The organism is Caulobacter sp. GW821-FHT11A05 (assembly GCF_058809015.1).
The window spans coordinates 196,924-216,506 of the sequence record NZ_JBXASF010000002.1 but is presented as its reverse complement, the minus strand read 5'-3'; the positions used below and the strand labels follow the sequence as shown (position 1 = coordinate 216,506).

17 protein-coding genes are annotated in these 19,583 nt (G+C 70.2%); 9 read left to right on the top strand and 8 right to left on the bottom strand.

The genetic code is table 11. The features are described 5' to 3' along the window. Positions 1 to 9: 9 nt before the first annotated feature. Entirely contained in the window at positions 10 to 1,197 is a 1,188-nt protein-coding gene (locus AC1RSK_RS03925) for a CaiB/BaiF CoA transferase family protein (protein WP_492905723.1), read from the bottom strand. A gap of 68 nt (positions 1,198 to 1,265) precedes the next feature. After that, positions 1,266 to 2,531, bottom strand: coding sequence for an adenosylmethionine--8-amino-7-oxononanoate transaminase (locus AC1RSK_RS03920; RefSeq protein ID WP_492905721.1), 1,266 nt, complete (start codon positions 2,529 to 2,531; stop codon positions 1,266 to 1,268). 73 nt (positions 2,532 to 2,604) lie between these two features. Here AC1RSK_RS03920 and AC1RSK_RS03915 point away from each other — a divergent pair, with 73 nt between their 5' ends. After that, positions 2,605 to 3,765 carry an aminotransferase class I/II-fold pyridoxal phosphate-dependent enzyme gene (locus AC1RSK_RS03915; protein WP_492905719.1) on the top strand — a complete coding sequence of 387 codons (1,161 nt, stop codon included), beginning with the start codon at positions 2,605 to 2,607 and terminating at the stop codon, positions 3,763 to 3,765. Further along, a complete protein-coding gene (bioD, locus tag AC1RSK_RS03910; RefSeq protein ID WP_492905718.1) occupies positions 3,762 to 4,433 on the top strand; it encodes a dethiobiotin synthase in 672 nt (223 codons plus the stop codon). The genes AC1RSK_RS03915 and bioD overlap by 4 nt, the downstream gene beginning before the upstream one ends. Positions 4,434 to 4,440: 7 nt before the next feature. On the opposite strand, the gene AC1RSK_RS03905 is transcribed toward bioD, so the two are convergent. After that, on the bottom strand, positions 4,441 to 4,848 hold the full coding sequence (locus AC1RSK_RS03905) for a YbaN family protein (RefSeq protein ID WP_492905716.1): 408 nt from the start codon (positions 4,846 to 4,848) through the stop codon (positions 4,441 to 4,443). 216 nt (positions 4,849 to 5,064) lie between these two features. On the opposite strand from AC1RSK_RS03905, the gene AC1RSK_RS03900 reads away from it, so the two are divergent. From AC1RSK_RS03900 to AC1RSK_RS03870, 7 genes are all read left to right on the top strand, one after another. Beyond that, a complete protein-coding gene (locus AC1RSK_RS03900) occupies positions 5,065 to 7,317 on the top strand; it encodes a TonB-dependent receptor (RefSeq protein ID WP_492905715.1) in 2,253 nt (750 codons plus the stop codon). Positions 7,318 to 7,382: 65 nt separating this feature from the next. Next, positions 7,383 to 8,267 carry a hypothetical protein gene (locus AC1RSK_RS03895; RefSeq protein WP_492905713.1) on the top strand — a complete coding sequence of 295 codons (885 nt, stop codon included), beginning with the start codon at positions 7,383 to 7,385 and terminating at the stop codon, positions 8,265 to 8,267. After that, positions 8,264 to 9,841, top strand: a complete 1,578-nt coding sequence (locus AC1RSK_RS03890) for a carboxylesterase/lipase family protein (RefSeq protein WP_492905712.1) — start codon at positions 8,264 to 8,266, stop codon at positions 9,839 to 9,841. Before AC1RSK_RS03895 ends, AC1RSK_RS03890 begins: the two co-directional genes overlap by 4 nt. A gap of 71 nt (positions 9,842 to 9,912) precedes the next feature. Further along, complete coding sequence (locus AC1RSK_RS03885) at positions 9,913 to 10,728, top strand: FCD domain-containing protein (protein ID WP_492905711.1); 816 nt, start codon at positions 9,913 to 9,915, stop codon at positions 10,726 to 10,728. Positions 10,729 to 10,839: 111 nt separating this feature from the next. Beyond that, positions 10,840 to 12,234, top strand: coding sequence for an MFS transporter (locus AC1RSK_RS03880; protein ID WP_492905709.1), 1,395 nt, complete (start codon positions 10,840 to 10,842; stop codon positions 12,232 to 12,234). Positions 12,235 to 12,242: 8 nt separating this feature from the next. Beyond that, entirely contained in the window at positions 12,243 to 13,193 is a 951-nt protein-coding gene (locus AC1RSK_RS03875) for an aldo/keto reductase (RefSeq protein WP_492905707.1), read from the top strand. After that, entirely contained in the window at positions 13,190 to 13,870 is a 681-nt protein-coding gene (locus AC1RSK_RS03870; protein ID WP_492905706.1) for a polysaccharide deacetylase family protein, read from the top strand. The genes AC1RSK_RS03875 and AC1RSK_RS03870 overlap by 4 nt, the downstream gene beginning before the upstream one ends. On the opposite strand, the gene AC1RSK_RS03865 is transcribed toward AC1RSK_RS03870, so the two are convergent. From AC1RSK_RS03865 to AC1RSK_RS03845, 5 genes are all read right to left on the bottom strand, one after another. Continuing rightward, on the bottom strand, positions 13,867 to 14,829 hold the full coding sequence (locus tag AC1RSK_RS03865) for a Gfo/Idh/MocA family protein (protein ID WP_492905704.1): 963 nt from the start codon (positions 14,827 to 14,829) through the stop codon (positions 13,867 to 13,869). The genes AC1RSK_RS03870 and AC1RSK_RS03865 overlap by 4 nt on opposite strands. After that, complete coding sequence (locus tag AC1RSK_RS03860; RefSeq protein ID WP_492905703.1) at positions 14,826 to 16,796, bottom strand: glycoside hydrolase family 5 protein; 1,971 nt, start codon at positions 16,794 to 16,796, stop codon at positions 14,826 to 14,828. Before AC1RSK_RS03860 ends, AC1RSK_RS03865 begins: the two co-directional genes overlap by 4 nt. Positions 16,797 to 16,827: 31 nt before the next feature. After that, positions 16,828 to 17,697 carry a phytanoyl-CoA dioxygenase family protein gene (locus AC1RSK_RS03855; protein ID WP_492905701.1) on the bottom strand — a complete coding sequence of 290 codons (870 nt, stop codon included), beginning with the start codon at positions 17,695 to 17,697 and terminating at the stop codon, positions 16,828 to 16,830. An 83-nt stretch (positions 17,698 to 17,780) separates the two neighbouring features. Next, positions 17,781 to 18,614 carry a phytanoyl-CoA dioxygenase family protein gene (locus tag AC1RSK_RS03850; RefSeq protein WP_492905699.1) on the bottom strand — a complete coding sequence of 278 codons (834 nt, stop codon included), beginning with the start codon at positions 18,612 to 18,614 and terminating at the stop codon, positions 17,781 to 17,783. 73 nt (positions 18,615 to 18,687) lie between these two features. Beyond that, complete coding sequence (locus tag AC1RSK_RS03845) at positions 18,688 to 19,485, bottom strand: phytanoyl-CoA dioxygenase family protein (RefSeq protein ID WP_492905698.1); 798 nt, start codon at positions 19,483 to 19,485, stop codon at positions 18,688 to 18,690. Positions 19,486 to 19,583 lie beyond the last annotated feature (98 nt).

Here is a 19,583-nt window from a genome sequence, read left to right as displayed (position 1 = left end):
CTTCGTTCCCTAGATGACGCCCGCGGCCTCGAGCCGCGTGAGGTCCGCCGCATTCAATCCCAGTCGCTCGCCGAGCACCTCGGCATTGTGCTCGCCCACGCTCTGAGGCGCGATGCTGCGCACCGAGCCGGGCGTCGCCGACAGCCGAGGGAAGACGTTCTGCATGGTCAGTCCCGGCCAGCGCGGATGGTCCGGCATCTCGACCAGCGCCTGGCGGGCGACGAAGTGCGGATCGGTCAGCATGTCGGCCGGCCGGTAGATCCGCCCGGCCGGCACCCCATGCCGGAGCATCAGCGCCTCCAGCGCCTCGACCGACAGGGTACGGGTCCAGTCGGCGATCAGCGCGTCGAGCTCCGCCTGGTTCGCCCCGCGCGCCGCATGGCTGTCGTAGCGCGGATCGTCGGCCAGCCCGGGCCGGCCCATGGCCTCGCACAGCCGCCGGAACACCCCCTCGCCGTTGGCCCCGATCAGGTATTCGCCGTCGCTGCAGGGATAGACGTTGGACGGCGCGATGCCCGGCAGGATGGCCCCCGACCGCTGGCGGCTGACCCCGGTGGCGGTGTACTCCGGCACCAGGCTTTCCATGACCTGCAGCACCGCCTCATAGAGGGCCGAATCGACCACCTGCCCCTGGCCCGTCGCGTCGCGATGGCGCAGCGCCGCCAGGGCGCCGAGGCAGCCGTAGGTGGCGGCCAGGGCGTCGCCGATCGACACCCCCATGCGCGACGGCGGCCGGTCCGGCTCGCCGACGATGTTGCGCCAGCCGCCCATGGCCTCGCCGATGCCGCCGAAGCCTGCCCGGTCGGAATAGGGCCCGGTCTGGCCATAGCCGCTCATCCGCACCACGATCAGGCCCGGATTGCTCTGGTGCAGCCGCTCGGGCCCCAGGCCCCAGCCCTCCAGGGTGCCCGGCCGGAAATTCTCGATCAGCACATCGGCCCCGTCGATCAGCCGCCGGGCCAGGTCCTGGCCCTCGGGCTGGCGCAGGTCGATGGACACCGACTTCTTGTTGCGGGCGATGACCTCCCACCAGACCGGCGCCCCCTGCCCCCAGGCCCGCATCGGGTCGCCGACCCTCGGGGGTTCGATCTTGATGACGGTGGCGCCCATGTCGCCCAGCAGCTGGCCGCAGAAGGGCCCCGCGATCAGCTGGCCGGTCTCGACCACGACCAGCCCCGTCAACGGCCCATCCGACATCGCGCTTTCCCCTTATCCGTTTTGGGAAGGCGTAATCCGTCGGGTATTTTTGTCAACTAGATTGATGTTTAGCCGCGCGAACGCACCACCGCCCTGACCGCCGCCGTCAGCGTCGCCAGGTCCTCGTCGGGGATGGTGAAGGCCGGGGTCAGGTAGACCACCCGTCCCAGCGGCCGGACCCAGACGCCATGGGCCAGGAAGGCGGCGCGCAGGGCCTCCAGGTCGTCGACCCGCGCCAGCTCAACCACCCCGATGGCGCCCAGCACCCGGACATCGACGACGCCGGCCATGTCGCGGCAGGGGGCGAGACCGGCCTCCAGGCCTGCCGAGACCCGCGCCAGGTCGGCCTTCCAGCCGCCGTCCTCGAACAGGTCCAGCGAGGCGTTGGCGGCGGCGCAGGCCAGGGCGTGGGCCATGTAGGTCGGGCCGTGCATCAGGGCGGCGCCCGCATCGTCGCTCCAGAAGGCCTCGAACACATGCCGCCGCGCCACCGCCGCCGACAGCGGCATGGTCCCGCCGGTCAGGGCCTTGGACAGGGTGACGACATCGGGAACGATGCCGGCCTGCTCCATGGCGAACAGCGTGCCGGTGCGGCCAAAGCCGGTGAAGATCTCATCGAGGATCAGCAGCAGGCCGTGGTCGTCGGCGATCCGGCGCAGGGTCGCCAGCACCTCCGGACCGTGGAACAGCATGCCGCCGGCCCCCTGCACCAGCGGCTCCACGACGATGGCGGCCAGCTCGTGGGCATGGGCGGCGACCAGCGCCTCCAGCGCCGCGGTGGAGGCCTCATCGCGCGGCAGGTCGCCGATCACCTGCCGCGGCATCACCCCGTCGAACAGGCTGTGCATGCCCTCGTCCGGATCGCAGACGGTCATCGTCGCCAGGGTGTCGCCATGGTAGCCGCCGCGGAAGGCGAGAAACCGGGTCCGGCCCTGGACGCCGCGGTTGATGTGGAACTGCAGCGCCATCTTCATGGCGATCTCGACCGAGACCGAGCCGGACTCGGCCAGGAACACATGGTCCAGGTCGCCCGGCAGAAGTTTCGCCAGGCGCGCGGCAAGACGGTTGGCGGGCTCGTGCGTCAAGCCGCCGAACATCACATGCGGCATGGTCGCCAGCTGATCGCGGACGGCGGCGGCGATGTGGGGGTGGTTGTAGCCGTGGCAGGCGGTCCACCAGCTGGCCAGGCCGTCGACCAGCTCCCGCCCGTCGGCCAGCACCAGCCGGGCGCCGCGCGTGGCGACGACGGGCAGCGCCGGGTTGGCGGTCTTCATCTGGCAATAGGGCCGCCACAGGTGCGGGCGGCCCTCGGCGAGCCAGGCGGGGTCCGACATAGCTGATGGCCTTTTGGTTTGCCCCAGGCGGCGCGCATGCCTATGCCGGGGCCGCTTAAGGGAGACAAGCGGCATGGACAGTCTGGACGCCTTCGCGGGCGGCAAGCTCGCGGGCCTCGAAGCGCTCAGTCTGAAGCGGACCCTGGCGCCGACCGGACGGGTCGACGGCGTCCACGTCGAGCGCGGCGGCCGCACGCTGATCAGCTTTTCCTGCAACGATTACCTGGGTTTGTCTCACCATCCGGCCGTCAAGGACGCGGCCGCCGAGGCCGTGGCGCGCTGGGGGACGGGCTCGGGCGCCTCACGGTTGATCACCGGCGACAACCCGCTGATCGAGGCGCTGGAGGCGCGGCTGGCGCGACTGAAGGGGACCGAAGCGGCCTGCGTTTTCGGCTCCGGCTACCTGGCCAACACAGGTATCGTCCCCACGATCACCGGCAAGGACGACCTGATCCTCATCGACGAACTGGCCCACGCCTGCCTGTGGGCCGGCTCGCAGCTGTCGCCGGCCCGGGCGCTGCTGTTCCGCCACAACGACATGGATCATCTGGAAGCCCTGCTGGCCGAGCACCGCGCCGCGCACCGGCATGTGCTGGTGCTGACCGACGGCGTCTTCTCGATGGACGGCGACCTGGCGCCGCTCGATCGGATGATCCCGCACTGCGCCGCGCACGACGCCTGGCTGATGACCGACGACGCCCATGGCGTCGGCGTGGTCGGCGGCGGGCGGGGCTCATCCTTCGCCTTCGAGGGAACGGCCAAGCCGCCGCTGCAGATGGGCACCCTATCCAAGGCCATCGGCGGCTACGGCGGCTATCTGTGCGCCAGCCGCGCCGTGATCGACCTGATCAAGACCCGGGCCCGGACGGTGATCTATTCGACCGGCCTGCCGCCGGCCAACGCCGCCGCCGCCATCGCCGCGTTGGACGTCATCGAGGCCGACCCGGCCCTCTGCGCCGAGCCGATCCGCAAGGCGCGGCTGTTCACCGCCGCCCTGGGCCTGACGCCGGCCGAGAGCCCCATCGTGCCGGTGCTGTTCGGCCCGGCCGAAGCGGCGCTGGCGGCGCAGCGGAGCCTGGAGGCCATGGGCTTCCTGGCCGTGGCCATCCGCCAGCCGACGGTGCCCGAGGGCACGGCCCGGCTGCGGTTCACCTTCAGCGCCCTGCATGCCGACGCCGACGTCCTGCGGCTGGCCGGGGCGGTGGCCGACCTGCGCACGGCCAAGGCCGCGTGAGGACGCTGTTCGTCGCCGGGGCCGGCACCGATGTCGGCAAGACCTGGGTCACCGCCGCCCTGGCCCGCGCCCTGCTGGCCGCCGGGGCGAGCGTCGCCGTCTTCAAGCCGGTCGCCAGCGGCTATGACCCCGACCACCCCGAGGAGAGCGACGCCGGCCGGCTGCTCGCCGCGCTGGAACGCGACGTGACGCCGGAAGCCATTGACGAGATTTGCCCCCTCCGCTTCGCCGCCCCACTGGCGCCGCCTGCCGCCGCCCGCCGCGAGGGCGTGACCCTGTCGCTCGAGGGGCTTGTGGACAGCTGCCGCGCCAGGATCGCCGCCGCCGAGGCCGACGTCCTGCTGATCGAAGGGGTCGGCGGGCTGATGTCGCCGCTGACCGAGGAGGCGACCGGCCTGGACCTGATGGCGGCGCTGGGGGTCCCGGCGGTGCTGGTCGGCGGAACCTACCTGGGCGGCATCAGCCATCTGCTGACCGCCGTCGAGGTGATGAAGGCGCGCAAACTGCCGCTGCTGGCCGCCATCGCCAGCGAAAGCCCGCCCCCGGCCCCGGACTTCGCCGAGACGGTTAGCGACATGCGCCGGTTTCTGGGAACCACGCCCCTGCTGGCCGCCCGGCGGGATGACCCGGCCTTCGCCAGCGACCTCGTCGGACTGGTCCGGCGCTAGCGGTCGGTCAGCTTGAGGGCCGGGTGACGACGTAGGCGAACACCGCCACGAACAGCGCGCCCGTGCCGGCCACCACCCAGAGATTGTGATAGGTCAGGGCCAGGCCGGTCCAGCTGGCGCCCATGGCCGCGCCCGCCGCCACCTTGGCCGGCCGGGGGATGGCGCGGCGGTCCTCCCAGGCGATCAGCAACGGACCGAACTTCGGGTGCTGGCGCAGCCGCTCGGCCCACTCCGGCGCGCTGGCGGTGAAGGCCCACAGGGCGACCAGCAGGAAGGGCGTTGTCGGCAGCAGCGGCAGGAAAACCCCCGCCGTGGCCAGCAACACCATGACCACGCCGAGGGCGCGCAGCAGATAGCGCTTCACGCCTCGGGCAGGCGGCTTCTCCGGCGGCGTGGGCGTCCCGGGGTCGGTCATCCGGCCTGTCGTCTCGTGATCGGCGCCATCGCCGCACCCTAGCGCGAACCCGCCGAACGCCAAGCGCCGCATCTCACGCCCAGCGTATTGAGCCCAGCGCTCTCAATTTTACCACCCCGCCGAAAATTCAAATCGGTTCCTTGACATAAATCTAAAAATCGATCGAATACGTGCAATTCACAAATGGCGGATCGAAAACCGTCGGAGGGGAAACAGATGATTCAGAAATCGAAGAGCCGCGTCGGGCGTACGGGGCTGATGGCGTCGGCCGCCCTGGGGCTGCTGCTCGTGGCCGCCGGCTCGGCCGCCGCGCAGGACCAGGCCGCTGAGCCGGAGGCGGTGTCGGAAGTCACCGTCACCGCCCAGAAGCGGGAAGAACGGCTGCAGGACGTGCCGTTGTCGGTGGCCGTTGTGCAGGCTGAGACGCTCGACGCCTTCAAGTTCAACCAGGTGACCGACATCGAGCGGCTGGTCCCGGCGGTCACCCTGACCAACGCCGCCGGCCCGCGCAATTTCGGCTTCTTCGTGCGCGGCATCGGCACCAGCTCCTTCTCCTCGGAGTCCATCGAGGGCAGCACCGCCTATGTGCTGGACGGGGTGGTTCTGGGCCAGTCGGGTTCGGCGCTCAGCGACCTGCCCGACGTCGAGCGGGTCGAGGTGCTGCGCGGACCGCAGGGCACGCTGTTTGGCAAGAACGCCTCGGCCGGGGTGATCAACGTCACCACCGTCGCCCCCTCCTCGCAGTTCGGGGCCCGCATTGGGGCTAGCTGGGCCATGCCGGAAAACGACCGGCGCCTGAGCGGCCTGATCACCGGCCCGATCGGCGACAATGTCCGCTTCCTGCTGTCGGCCCGGACCAACCAGCGCGACGGCTATGTGAAGAACGTCTTCGATGGCCGCGAGCTGAACGACCGCAACGACTGGGGGGTGCGCGGCAAGCTGCAGTTCCTGCCCAATGACAAGCTGGATGTGACGGTGATCGCCGACTACTGGAAGCGCGACGCCGAGTGCTGCATCTGGACCCTCTACAAGGTCGGCCCGGCCCCCTCGCTGGCCCCTGAACTGCAGAGCATCGCCGCCGGCATCAAGCCGGGGCCGAACAATCTCAAGCAGAACATCAACGGCGACGTCTTCTCGGACGCCGAAAGCTACGGCCTCTCGGCCCAGGCCAACTACGAGATCGGCGGCGGCTTCACCCTGACCTCGATCACCGCCTGGCGCGAGTTCAAGACCCACGACGGCCTCGACTCCGACTCCAGCCCGCTGAACCTGCTGGACGTCAACTTCGCCGACTTCGCTCAAGAGCAGTTCACCCAGGAACTGCGGCTGACCTCGCCGCAGGGTGGGTTCATCGACTATGTGGCCGGGCTGTTCTACTTCAACGGCGAGGTGGAATCGACGTCCACTCAGCTGTTCCCGTCGCTGTTCTTCATCCCCTTCGCCAACAAGGTGGTGGTCAACAAGGCGGAGACCACCAACCTGGCTCTCTTCGGCCAGGCCAACCTGAATTTCACTGACGACTTCCGGCTGATCGTCGGCGGCCGGGTGCTGCAGGAGAAGGCCTCGGCCCGCAAGGATCGGCTCGATCCGATCTCGCACGCCACCACCACGGCCAGCGAGTCCAAGACCGACACCGCCGTGGTCTGGCGCCTGGGCGCGCAGTACGACTTCAGCGACGACATCATGGCCTTCGTCACCGCCACCCGCGGCTACAAGGGCGGCGGCTATGACACCAACATCACCCTCTCGGCCCTGCCCGAGGTCGAGCCGGAGGAGCCGACCAGCTTCGAGGTCGGCCTGCGGACCAGCTGGCCGGCGGCGCGGCTGATCTTCAACGTCACCGCCTTCCACACCGAGGTCGACGGTTACCAGGTCGGGGCCCGCGACCCTGGCCCGCCACCCTTCACCCGCATCTTCAACGGTGAGGCCACCACCAAGGGCGTCGAGCTTGATTTCGTCTGGCGGCCGGTGGCCGGGACGAACTGGACGGTGATGGGCGGGGCGGCCTATGTCGACGCCCGCTGGGGCGACTTCAAGAACGGCCCCTGCTACTCGGGCCAGACGGTGGCGCAGGGCTGTGTCGCCGGCAATCAGGACCTCAGCGACGAGCCGCTGCCGTTCACGCCCAAATGGACCGGCAACCTCTCGACCCACTACGAGACGCCGGTCGGGGCCGGCATGGATCTGTCGCTGGACCTGGGGGTCAGCTTCCGCACCAAGACCCTGTACGGCTTCCCCAACGATCCCAACCTCGAGCAGGACGGCTACAGCCTGGTCAACGGGGCGATCGGGCTGGCGGGCTCGGAAGGGCGCTGGAAGCTCTCGCTGTTCGGCAAGAACCTGACCGACGAGCGCTACAGCCTGGTCTACTTCTCGACACCGTTCGGCGCCGCGCCGGGGGCCTACAGCCAGTTCATCCCCTACGAGGCCCAGCGCGTGGTCGGCGTCGCCCTGGACCTGGACTTCTAACGCTCCTCCTTGCGTGAACTTCGGGGCGCGGGAGACCGCGCCCCGGCTTCTTTTTGGGAACGCTGATGACGGCGGTGCGCAACACCAACGATGGCGGCGATGGCGCGCCCCGGCTGTTGATCGGCCTTAACGCCCTGACCCTGATGGGCCTGCCTGAAGATTCCAGCGGGCCGAAGGGCTCGCCGCGCGAGGTGCTGGATCAGGTCAAGGCCGCCGGCTACGAGGCCATCCAGACCCGCGATCCCGGACTGGCCCGAGACGCCGGGCTGATCCCCGCCGCCCTGGCCCGGGTCGACCGCGTTTCCGACGCCCGCGCCGTCGCCGTTCGCGACAAGAGCGCCGGCTACCAGTGCACCACCCTGCATGTCGGGACCGGCTTCGAGAGCGACGACGAGGCCGCCGCCCTGGGCGAGGCGATCCTCGAGGCCTCGCTGGCGCAGGACTACCCACTTTACGTCGAGACCCACCGCGCCACCGTCACCCAGGACATGCGCCGCACCCTGGACCTCCTCGCCCGCATCCCGGACCTGCGGTTCAACGGCGACTTCTCCCACTGGTACACCGGCGCCGAGATGACCTATGGCGACCTGCCGGCCAAGATCGATCGGCTGGCCCCGGTGCTGGCCCGAACCCGCTTCCTGCATGGGCGGGTTTCAGACCCCGGCTGCGCCCAGGTGGCGATCGGCGGCGGGGCCAACGCCCAGCATCTGGCGGTGTTCGCCGACCTGTGGACCCGCGCCTTCCGCGGCTTCCTGGCCGAGGCCGCGCCCGGCGACGTCATCGGCTTCTATCCCGAGCTGCTGCCGCCCGCCTTCCACTACGCCCGCCAGATCCCCGACGGCCGCGGCGGCCTGCGCGAGGAGACCGACCGCTGGGCAGAGGCCCTGGACCTGGTCGCCGTCGCCCGCGACTGTTGGCGCCAAGCCCTCCAACCGGAGACCGCCCCATGACCCGCTCGCCCCTGTGGACCGCCTTGCTGTCCGTCCTGTGCCTGGCCGCCTGCGGCGCGGCCCCCGCCCCGCCCGGCCAGGCGGCCCAGGTCCGCGTCGACACCGGCGCGCTGGCCGGCGAGGCGCGGGACGGGGTGATGGTCTTCAAGGGCGTGCCCTACGCCGCCGCGCCGGTCGGGGCCCTGCGCTGGCGACCGCCGCAGCCGGCGGCGGCCTGGGACGGGGTGCGGCCGGCGGCGGCCTTCTCCGCCGACTGCCTGCAGAACCGGCTGCCCAAGTTCATCGACCCCACCGCCTCAGACGGGCCGATGGCCGAGGACTGCCTCTATCTCAACGTCTGGGCCCCGGCGGCGAAGCCGGCCAAGCCGGCGCCGGTGATGGTCTGGATCCATGGCGGCGGCTTCGTGGTCGGGTCGGGCGCCTCGGCCGCCTATGATGGCGCGAACCTGGTGCGCCAAGGCGTGGTGGTGGTCAGCTTCAACTATCGCCTGGGCCGCTTCGGCTTCTTCGCCCATCCCAGCCTGGCGGCCAGCCAGCCGGACGAGCCGGCCGGCAACTACGCCATCATGGACCAGGTCGCCGCCCTGGCCTGGGTCAAACGCAACATCGCCGCCTTCGGGGGCGACCCGGACAACGTCACCATCTTCGGGGAGTCGGCCGGCGGCGGATCGGTGCACGTGCTGATGGGCTCGCCCGCCGCCCGGGGCCTGTTCCACAAGGCCATCGTGCAGTCCGGCGGCGGCCGCGACCGCCTGCCCCGCCTGGACCGCGACGGCAGCGACGCCCCGGCCGCGCTGAAGGCCGGCCTGGCCTTCTCCGAACGCACCGGCGCGACCGATCCGGCCGCCCTGCGCGCCGTGCCGGCCAAGGTCGTGCTGGGCGACCTTGGCATGCTCAACAACCGGGGTCGCCCCGACTACGCCGGGCTGATGATCGACGGCCGGGTGGTGGTCGACGATCCGGAGGCCGTCTACGCCCAGGGCGGGCAGGCCCCCGTGCCGCTGCTGATCGGCTTCACCAGCAATGAGTTCGGCTCGATGCAGTCGTTCACCGGCGACTGGACCAAACAGGCCGCCGCCAGGTTCGGCGACCGCGAGGCCGGCCTGCGCCGCCTCTACGACCCTGACGGGAGCGAGCGCCAGCTCAAGGCCCGCTTCATCAGCGACGTGATCTTCGTCGAGCCGGCCCGCCACCTCGCCGGCCTGCACGCCGGCGCCGGCCAGCGGGTGTGGATGTATCGCTTCGCCTATGTGCCGCTCGCCAAGCGCCCGGGGCAGACCGACGCCTACCACGCCTCCGACGTGCCCTATGTGTTCGACACCGTCGGCGTGGCGGTCAAGGACGCCGCCGAACCCGACCTGGCCATGGGCCGGTCGACGAGCGCCTACTGGGCCGCCTTTGCCCGGAGCGGCGATCCGAACGGCGCCGGCCGCCCGACCTGGCCGGCTTACGACCCGGCCTCCGACCGCCTGATGGAGTTCGCCGGCGACGGCCCCCGGCCGATCACCATGCCTGGCCGGGACCGGCTGGACTACATCGCTCAGAGTTGGGCCCAGGGGGCGTCCAAGCCTTGATCCGCATCATTTCCCTTGCGCGTGACGGCGTTCTATCTTTGCGCGGCTGATTCAAGGAACGCTCCACCACCGTGCCGACGCAAATCCCCTCAGTCGCCACCTTCACCGCCCCGGGCGCCCTGGCCCCGGTCGATCCGGCGAAGAACCCGACCCGCGCCGCCGCCTACTGGCTGGGCCGCGACATCGCGCGCGGCGTCTTCCTGCCCGGCGAGCGGCTGAAGGTCGAACAGCTGACCAAGTTCTATGACATCGGCCACAGCCCGATCCGCGAGGCCATCCTGCTGCAGTCGGCGAGCGGCCTGGTGGTCCATGAACACCAGAAGGGCCACCGCGTCGCGCCCGTCTCCCTGGCCGACTACGACGACGTGCTGCTGGTCTACCAGCGGCTGCACCGCATGATCCTCGACATGGCCATGGAGCGCGGCGACGACGCCTGGGAGGAGCGGGTGGTCATCCAGCTGCACCGCTCGGCCAAGGTGCAGAAGGTGCTCAACGACGGCTCCGAGAGCAGGGAACTGTGGCAGCGAGCCTATGGCGACTTCCACCAGACCCTGCTGTGGGGCTGCGGCTCGCCGCTGCTGATGAAGATCTACGGCGACATGGGGGCCAGGCTGGAGCGCTACGTCAACCTGTTCGCCGACCTGGAAAGCGACCGCCACCGCGACCACCACGCCGAGCACCGCCAGATCGTCGACGCCCTGGTCGAACGCGACACCGACCGGGTGCACAAGCTGGTCGACCACTACTTCTCCGTCGCCCGCCCGATCCGCGACTCGATCATCGAGACGCTCAAGCGCAAGGAAGCCGGCGGCCGGCGCGGGCCAGCCACACCCTCGGCCGACGCGCCGCCGAGGCGGCGTGGCCGGCCCCCGAAGGCGGCGGCGTGATCGGCGTAAAAATAATTCGCCATTTGCGATCTATTTTTTGATCTTTATTCAAGATTCAATATATTTCCCCGGACGCCGGCCGCAGAGCCCGCGCCCACGGGGAGAGTCCATTTGTCAGCCGTCCGCCCGCAGCCCGACCGGCTGAGTTTCGCCCGCAAGCTGGGGTTCACGGTCGGCGACTACGCCTGCAACCTCTATTGGCAGAGCCTGTCGATCTTCCTGCTGTTCTTCTACACCGACGCCGTCGGCCTGCCGGCCGCCACGGCCGGGCTGATCTACATGGTGGCCTCGATCTGGGACGGGATGATCGACCCGGTGATCGGGGCGCTGGCCGACCGCACCCGCAGCCGCTGGGGCCGCTACCGGCCTTACGTGCTGCTGGCCGCCGCGCCGCTGGGCCTGGCCTTCTGCCTGCTCTACTTCCACCCGCCGCTTAAGGGTTGGGGGCTGGGTGTCTGGCTGCTGGCCGCCCATATGATCTTCCGGACCAGCTATGCGGTGCTGTCGATCCCCTACACCTCGCTCAACGCCCGCATCACCTCCAGCACCAGCGAGCGCTCGACCCTGGCCGGGATGCGGATGATCTTCGCCACCCTGGCCGGCTTCACCGTCGCCTTCTGCACCCAGCCGCTGGTCGCGGCCCTGGGCGGCGGCGACGCCAGCCGCGGCTTCCTGCTGACCGCGGCGGTGTTCGGCCTGGTCGCCACGGCCATCTTCCCGGTCGTCTTCTTCTCGACCCAGGAGCCGGTCGGGGCCGGAGACGACGACCCGCCGCTGAAGGTCGCCGACTACTGGCGGGCGGTGCGGGCCAACCGCGCCTTCTGGGTGGTGATGGTCGGTATCATCACGGCGGTGATCTGTTCGACGGCGCTCGGCAAGTCGGTGCTCTACTATTTCAAATACTACCTGCAGGACGAGGCGGCCTCGCGCATGGCCCTGTCGATCCCGGCCCTGGCCGGACTGGTGGTGATCCCGGCCTGGCTGCTGGCCACCCGGATCGTGGGCAAGCGCAACGCCTGGTTCCTGGCCAGCGGCTGGGGCCTGGTCGGGCTGGCGGCCTTCGCCCTGGTCGACGTTCGCGATCCGGGCCTAATGATCGGCTTCCTGCTCTACATGAGCGTCTGCTCCCTGGGCCTGGCCCTGACCTTCTGGTCGATGCTGCCCGACACGGTGGAGTACGGCGAATGGGCCAGCGGCCTGCGGGCCGAATCCTTCGTCTTCGGGCTGGGCCAGTTCTTCCTGAAGGTGGCCATGGGCCTTGGCGCCGGCCTGTTCGGCCTGGCCCTGGACCTGGTCGGCTATGTTCCCAACGTCGCCCAGACGCCGGAGACCTTGCACGGCATGAAGACCATCATGGTCGTCATGCCGGCCGCCGGCCTGACCCTGGGCGCCCTGGCCATGCTGTTCCATCCGCTGAAGCGCGGGGTGCATGAGAGCATCGTCGAGCAGCTGGCCGAACGCCGCGCCGCCGCCCCCGAGACCCTGGCCATCCAACCCGCCGAGTGAGCCTACCCATGCAACAGCGTCCCTATGGCGCCTCGGGCCTGACCGTCAGCGCGGTGGCCTACGGGGCCATGACCATCGGCCTGGATCCGGGCTTGAAGGACGGCGTCGCCCCGTCCCTGCTGGCGGCCCTGGAGGGCGGCATCACCCTGGTCGACACGGCCAGGGTCTATCCGGGGTCGGAAGCCATCGTCGCCGCCACCCTCAAGGCCTGGCCGGGCCCACGGCCTGTGATCTCCACCAAGCTGGCGCCGATGGGCCGTGAGACCTGGCGGTCGCACCGGCCGTTGGCCCAGGCCTATACGCCCGACAGCATCCGCGCCTCGGTGGAGGGCAGCCTGCAGGCGCTGGGCATCGAGACGCTGGACATCGTCCACCTGCACCAATGGCACTATCTGTGGACCCATGAGCCGGCCTGGCTGGAGACCCTGCTGGCCCTGCGGGCCGAGGGCAAGCTGCGCTGCATCGCCGTCAGCGCCCAGGACCATGAGCACGACGCGGTGCTCGAACTGGTCAGCCAGGGCCGCGTCGACGGCGTACAGGCCATCGTCAACCTGTTCGAGAGCCGCCCGGCCGCCGGCCTGCTGCCCCTGGCCGCCGAGCGCGGCGTCGGGGTCATTGCCCGCTGCGTCTATGACAGCGGCGGCCTGACCGGCCTGACCCGCGAGCAGTTCGCCGCCCGGCCGTTCCTCAAAGACGCCCCCTACGGCGAATACCAAGCCCGCTTGAGGGGGTTGAAGGCTCGCTTCATTCCGGAGACGGCGGCCGACCTGCCCGAGCTGGCGCTGCGCTTCGTGCTGTCGCTGCCGGGCGTCAGCTCGGCGACCCTGGGCATGAGCGAGGTGAGCCTCGTCGAGACCGCCCTCGCCGCCGCCGCCAAGGGGCCGCTGCCGGCCGAGGCGGTCGAGACCCTCCGCCGCGAACACGTCTGGACCAAGAATTTCTACGAGCGCCTGCCATGAGGACCGTCAGCTTCTGTTTCGATGACGGCTTCCGCGCCAGCGCCGGCAAGGTGTGGTCGGCCTTCGCGGCCCGGAATCTGGCCGCCAGCTTCTGCGTCCTGGCCGCCCCGGAACTGACCCGCGACCCCTTCATCCGCGCCGCCCAGGTCGCCGACTGGGGCTTCTGGCGCGAGGCCCGCGCCGCCGGCCATGAGGTCGCGCCGCACGGCTGGGCTCACGAACACCTCGGCCAGGTCCCCTTCGACGAGGCCCGCGCCGGCCTCGAACGGACCCTGGAGGACTTCGCCCGAGAGTTGCCCGGCTTCGAGGCAACGGAAAGCCTGTTCCACCTGGCCTACCTGGCCGCGCCCGAGCCGGTCGTGGACTTCATCGGCGGCCAAACTCTGGGCGTGCGCCGGGCGCTGGGCCGGGCCGGGCTCAATCCGCCGGGCCGCTTGAAGCGCGGCGGCGGCGTCGACTGCATCACCTTCGGCGACGGCGCCGACGCCCTGGCGACAGCTCGCGTCGAGCGGTTCCTGGCCAAGGAGCAGGGCTGGCTGGTGCTGGTCTTCCACGGCCTCGACGGCGAAGGCTGGGGCACGCTGGCGTCAGCGACGCTCGAAGCCCTGCTCGACCGGCTTGGCGAAGCCGGCGTTCGCATCGCCCCGGCCAACCAGGTGATGCTGGAACACCTCTAGCGGCCCGACGCCGCCCGCACGGCCTCGATCAGCGCCATGTTGGCGACCGCGTCCTCGCCGCCGGCCAGGGGCGTCGCGCCATCCTTCAGCACGGCGATGACGTGGTCGAGCTGGGCCCCAAAGGTGGTGTCGCCCACCGTCGCTTCCTCGCGCTTCACCCCATCGGTCTCGACAGTGAAGCGGCAGCCCAGCTGCGGGGCCACGAAGTTGATGATGTCCAGCGTCCCCCGCTCGCCCCGCACCGTCAGCCGGGCGCCCGGCGCGGCCGGGTTCATCGCGCAGCTGACCCGCGCCTCCACGCCGCCGGGGAATTCCAGCCTGGCCCGGGTGGCGACGTCGACGCCGCGCTCGACCTCGGCCTGGGCGGTAACCACCTGGGGCTCCTCGCCGACCAGGGTGCGCAGGGCGTGCAGGCCATAGCAGCCCAGGTCCATCAGCGCCCCGCCGCCCAGCTCGTCGCGCCAGCGCAGCTCGTCCGGCCTGTAGGCGATCGGAACCTCGAAGGTCGCCGACAGCGACAGCAGCGGGCCCAGCTCCCCGCTCCGCACGATCTCCACCGCCCGGTGCATGACCGCGTGGTGGCGGTAGTGGAAGGCCTCGATCAGCGGCCGGCCATTGGCCAGCGCCGCGTCCGTCATGGCCCGGGCCTCGGCGGCGGTGCGGGCGAACGGCTTCTCGCAGAGCACCGCCTTGCCGGCCTCCAGGGCGGCGATGGTCCATTGCGCATGGTCCCTGGCCGGCAGGGCGACGTAGATGAGGTCCAGGTCGTCGCGGGCGATCAGCGCCTCATAGCTCTCCGCCGTCGCCGCGATGCCGTGCTCGGCGGCGAAGGCGGCGGCGCGGGCCGGATCGCGGGCGGCGACACAGGCGACCTCGATCGCCGGCCGCTCGCGGGCCGGGCCGATCAGGGCGGTGGGGGCGATCTTCGCCGCCCCGAGGATGCCGACCCGAATGCTCATGGCGCCGTCACGATGACGCGGGCGGTCCCGGCGTCCTGGCTGTCGATGGTCACGCTCTGGCCCTCCGCATCGATCTGGAGATCGGCGGCGACCCCCTCCACCCGCACGGTGAAGCCGTCCGGGAATTGAATCTTCGGTACGTAGAGCTCCGTCGCCCCAACGACGGCCGGATCGGCCTCATAATCCATCTCGAACCGCCGGCCCTCGCGGTCGAACCGCATGCGGCTGAGCCGGCCCTGGGTGCGGCGGGCGTAGGGGCGGCAGAAGCCCTCGATGGCCCGGCCGCCCGAGTTGGGGTCGGCCGCATCGTCCTGCTGGTCCGTTGAGAAGATCGACAGGTCCTCCTGGTTCCAGCGGTCGCCGATCCGCAGGTCGTTGCGGTTGGAGGCCGTGTAGTTCCACTGCGCCGAATGCAGCTGCAGCACGTCCATGGCGTCATACATCAGACTGAGCGCCTGGACATGGGGTCCCCAGACATCGCGCTCCCCCCGCGCCCAGGCCTCGTAGGCCGCGCCCTCGTCCAGGTCGTAGGGAATGCCGAACTCCCCGACCAGGCAGGGCGCGCCGCCGGCGATGCCGTCGCCCGCCGCCTTGCGCGCCGCCAGATGGCGCACGTAGCGGTCGCGGATCTCATCCGGTCCGCGCTCCGGCCGGCCGCTGAGGAAATCGAAGTGGTTCTGGGGATCGAAGCGCTTCAGGTAGAGGATGCCGGCGTCGTACCAGTGGCCGGCGTTGACCGAATTGTCCGGCATGTCGGCCGGGAAGCTGCGCCCCGAGGCCAGGCCCCAGGGATCGATCTCGGCAAACACCGCCCAGCTGGGATCGTATCGGCGGATGGTCTCGGCCACCCGGTGGAACAGGGGCCCAAAGCCGTCGTCGCAGATGCTCAGCGGCTTGCCGTCCGCGACGCGGAAGAAGTCCTCGTTCAAAGCCTCGGCCCGGCCGTCCACGACGCGATAGGCGCCGGCCGCCTCGAAGGGGCAGGTCCGGCCGGGCAGCCAGATGGACACCCCGTCCGGATTGACCGTCCGCTCGCCGGCCGGCTCGGCGAGGCCGGTCGCGGGGTTGCGCCTGAGCACCGGCACGGTGGTGGGCAGCCCCTGGGCGACGGCCAGGGCGTCCAGCGGCGACAGCACCACGCCAGGCCGGGGCCCCACCGGATTCTGGTTGCTGGCGGCCAGATGCCGGTAGCTCAGCCCCTCGCCGGTCCAGCCGACCATCGGCTCGTTCAGGGTGTCGAAACCCAGCACGTTTGGAAACTCGGCCACCCGCCGGGCGATCTGTTCGATGCAGCCCAGGTAATGGTCCTGCAGATAGTCCTGGACATTGCGCCCGTCGATCTCGAAGCCCGGGGTCAGCCGGCGGCCGAGCCAGAACAGGCTCCACATGATCCCGTTGGCCGGCAGCCGGCCGTTGGAGCCCCAGCTCATCTGCGGATAGGCCGCCTGGCGCCCGCCGGTGTCGCTGTAGTCGAACTTGCGCTGCATGACATGGGCGGCGCCGGCGGCATGGAACCTGGTGAAATCCAGCCCGACCGCCTCGAGGGTCCAGCCCGGAGCCCCGTCGCCGCCGGTCATCCGGCTCCAGACGTCCTGGTGGAAGTCGATGAAGACATAGAGCCCGTGCTCGCCGCAGCGCCGGCAGACCTCGGCCAGGTAGTCGAGGTAGGCCTCGTCATACTGGCCGGGCCCGGCGTGTTCCACCGCCTCCCAGGTGGTCAGCAGGCGGACCAGGTTGAAGCCCCAGTGCTTCAGCCGGCCCAGGTGCTCGTCGGCCTCTTCCAGCGGGAAGGGGCGGCCGATGAAGGAGACCTCGCGATGGTCGGAGAAATCGCTCGGGACCTCGGTGCCGCCGTCCGGCCAGGGGACCTTGCAGTCGCCGCCCAGATTGACGCCGCGCAGGATCACCTGCCGGCCCTCGGCATCGGTGAACAGCTCGCCGTCGCGGCGCACTTTGGAAAGGATCATGACGGCTCGCGAGGTTGGAGGAGGAGGAAGGTCAGGCCTGGCCCGGGATGACGCCCAGCTGCCGGGCCACGCGGCCGCGCTGGTCAGGGGTCTCCGGCCAGGGGGCGGGCTCGGGCAGGACTCCGCCCGGCAGGGGCCAGGCCAGGGGCGTCGCCGCCCCGGCGATGGTCCCGCCGTCGGCAATGGCGTGGCGGTCGACGGAGGGATGCGGCCGCGGGCCGCCCCGGGTGCAGCCGTCGCGGAAATAGATGGCGGTGTAGGCCCGCCGCGTGGCGTCGGAGCCGTTGGGCATGGCCATGTGCACCGTACTGCCGTGATGGAAGATCACGTCGCCCGGCTGGCAGGGGACGAAAACCGGCGGGGTCCCGGCATAGCGATCCAGCAGGTCCTGGCCGGCCCCCGGGCTGGAGAAGATGTCGACGAACCGCGCCTCGTCCCGGTGGCTGCCCGGGACATAGCCCATGCAGCCGGACCGGGCGTCGACAGCCGCCAGCGGGATCCAGACGGTCAGGGTGTCCCGCTCGGCGATCGGCCAGTAGGGGTGGTCGGTGTGGGCCTCGGTCTCGCGGCCGCCGGCTTCCTTGTAGAGGGCCTGGTCGTGCCACAGGCGCACAGCGGGCGCCCCGATCAGGGCCGCCGCCACCTCGCCGATGGCCGGATGGAAAGTCAGCGGCCGCACGGCCGGGAAGTCCTCCCACAGGTACTGGCACTGGATGAAGGACTGCTCGTAGAGCGATTTCTCGTCCAGCCGCCGGGTGTCCAGCCGCTTGCGGCTCGCCACCGCCGCGTCCAGTTCCGCGCCGAAACGAGCGATCTCCTCAGGCGTCAGCAGGCCCTCGACATGGACGAAGCCGTCACGGTCGAAGCGCCCGGCCAGCGCCGCCAGCCGGTTTCCATCCATGGTCTTCCCTCCCCTCGATTCAAACGTTTGGAGCATGTCCGGGCGGCCGAACCGCGCACACTTCGGCCTGACATGCTCCGGCTCTAGCGGCCTTGTTCGAGGATCTTAAACTGACGGCCCGGATCGTCCTGCGGCGTCGCCGGGCCGCCGGCGACATGGGCCATGGCGCCGTCGGGCGCGTACTGCAGGATGTAGGCCTTGCGGATGTCGCCGGCCTTCAGGTTCGGTCCGGTGCGATGCGGCGCCAGGGACGAGAAGACGATGATGTCCCCCGCCTTGGCCGGCGTGCTGACCGCGCCCGGCGCCTCTTCCAGGCACTTCAGCCCGATCGGGGTCGGCCAGTGGTTGAAGGTCCCCAGGCGATGCAGGCCGGGGGCGATCCAGGGGCAGCCGTTCTCCTCGTCGACGTCGACCAGCGGCACCCAGCAGGTCACATACTGCTGCGGCTCGATGAAGGTGTAGCCGTTGTCCTGGTGCCAGGGGAATTCCTGCGGCTTGCCCGACTTCTTGTAGACCGACTGGTCCCAGTAGAGCCGCACCTCGTCGCCGATCAGGTCGTGGCAGATGTCCTTGAACACCGGGTGGGCGGCGAAGTCCTTCAGGACCGGCGAGCGGCCGACGATGTGGGTGGTGAAGGTGATGGCGTCGATCGAGGACAGGTGGAAGCTGGCGCCCTGGCCGCGGATTTCCTCCTCGCGCGCCGCCTCCAGCGGATCGATGGCGGCGATCACCGCCGCGACCTCCTCGGCCGTGAAGGCCTTCTCCAGCCGGAAGAAGCCCAGGTCGTTGAAGTCACGGATCTGCTCAGCGGTCAGCCGGCGACGGCCCTGCGTCGGCGCATCCTGCCAGGCAAACTGATGATTGAGGGGATGCAGCTGCGTCCCGGCCGGGGCGACAGCCAGCGCCGTGGTGGTCATGGGGTGTTCCTCACATTGTTGCCCCCATTAAATTCGATCGAATTTATGTGTCAATTTTTATTTTCGACCAATTTTAGGCAACCGTATGTCGCCGCACGGGAATCCACCGGTTGACCCGCGACAGCCCGGCCTCGGCCTCCGGCGGCGCGGCCTTCGTGCCGGCCCGGCCGTAGTGGTAGACCATCGCCGAGCGGCGCTCGTCGGCGACGTTGTCGGTCGACATGTGCAGCAGGTAGCTGTGGAAGAACAGCACGTCGCCCGGCTCCATCAGCGACGGCGCCCGGGCCGAAAAATCCTGATCGACGACCTCCAGATAGCCGCGGTTGGCGGCCGGCCGGCGGTCGGGGACATGGGCATGGATCGGCCCGGTGTGCGAGCCGGGCAGCACCCACAGGCAGCCGTTGTCCAGGGTCGCCCGGCTCAGCGCCACCCAGACGCCGATCTGCGGCTGGCGATCGAAGCGGAAGTAGAAGCTGTCCTGGTGCCAGGGCTGGCCGATCACCCCCGGGTTCTTGAAGATGAACTGGCTCTGGAAACAGTCGATGTCGGGCCCCAGCAGGCCTGCCACCACCTCGACGATCTGCGCCCGCTCGGCGACCCGCCGCGCCAGGCCTTCGGCGTGGCAGTTGAACACCTTGGAGATGCGGTCCTCAGGGTTCACCGCGCCGGGGCTAGGTTCGGTCTCCGGATAGATCAGATAGTTGGGCCCCGACATGTAGACCGGCTCGCCAGGGTGCTTCTCCGGCGGATCGGCCCGGATGCGGCCGACCACCTCGGCCTCCATCGCCTGGACCTCCTCGGCCGGCAGCAGGCCTCGCAGGACGAAGAAACCCTGGCTGTTCCAGTCCTGCCTGCAGGTTGCGGGGATCATCACTTGGCCTCCCATGCTTTTTTTACAAAATATCGATTTGTGTAAAATTTCCAACTCTCGATCTAATTTGTCGACAAATTATCCGGGACGCCTTCCCC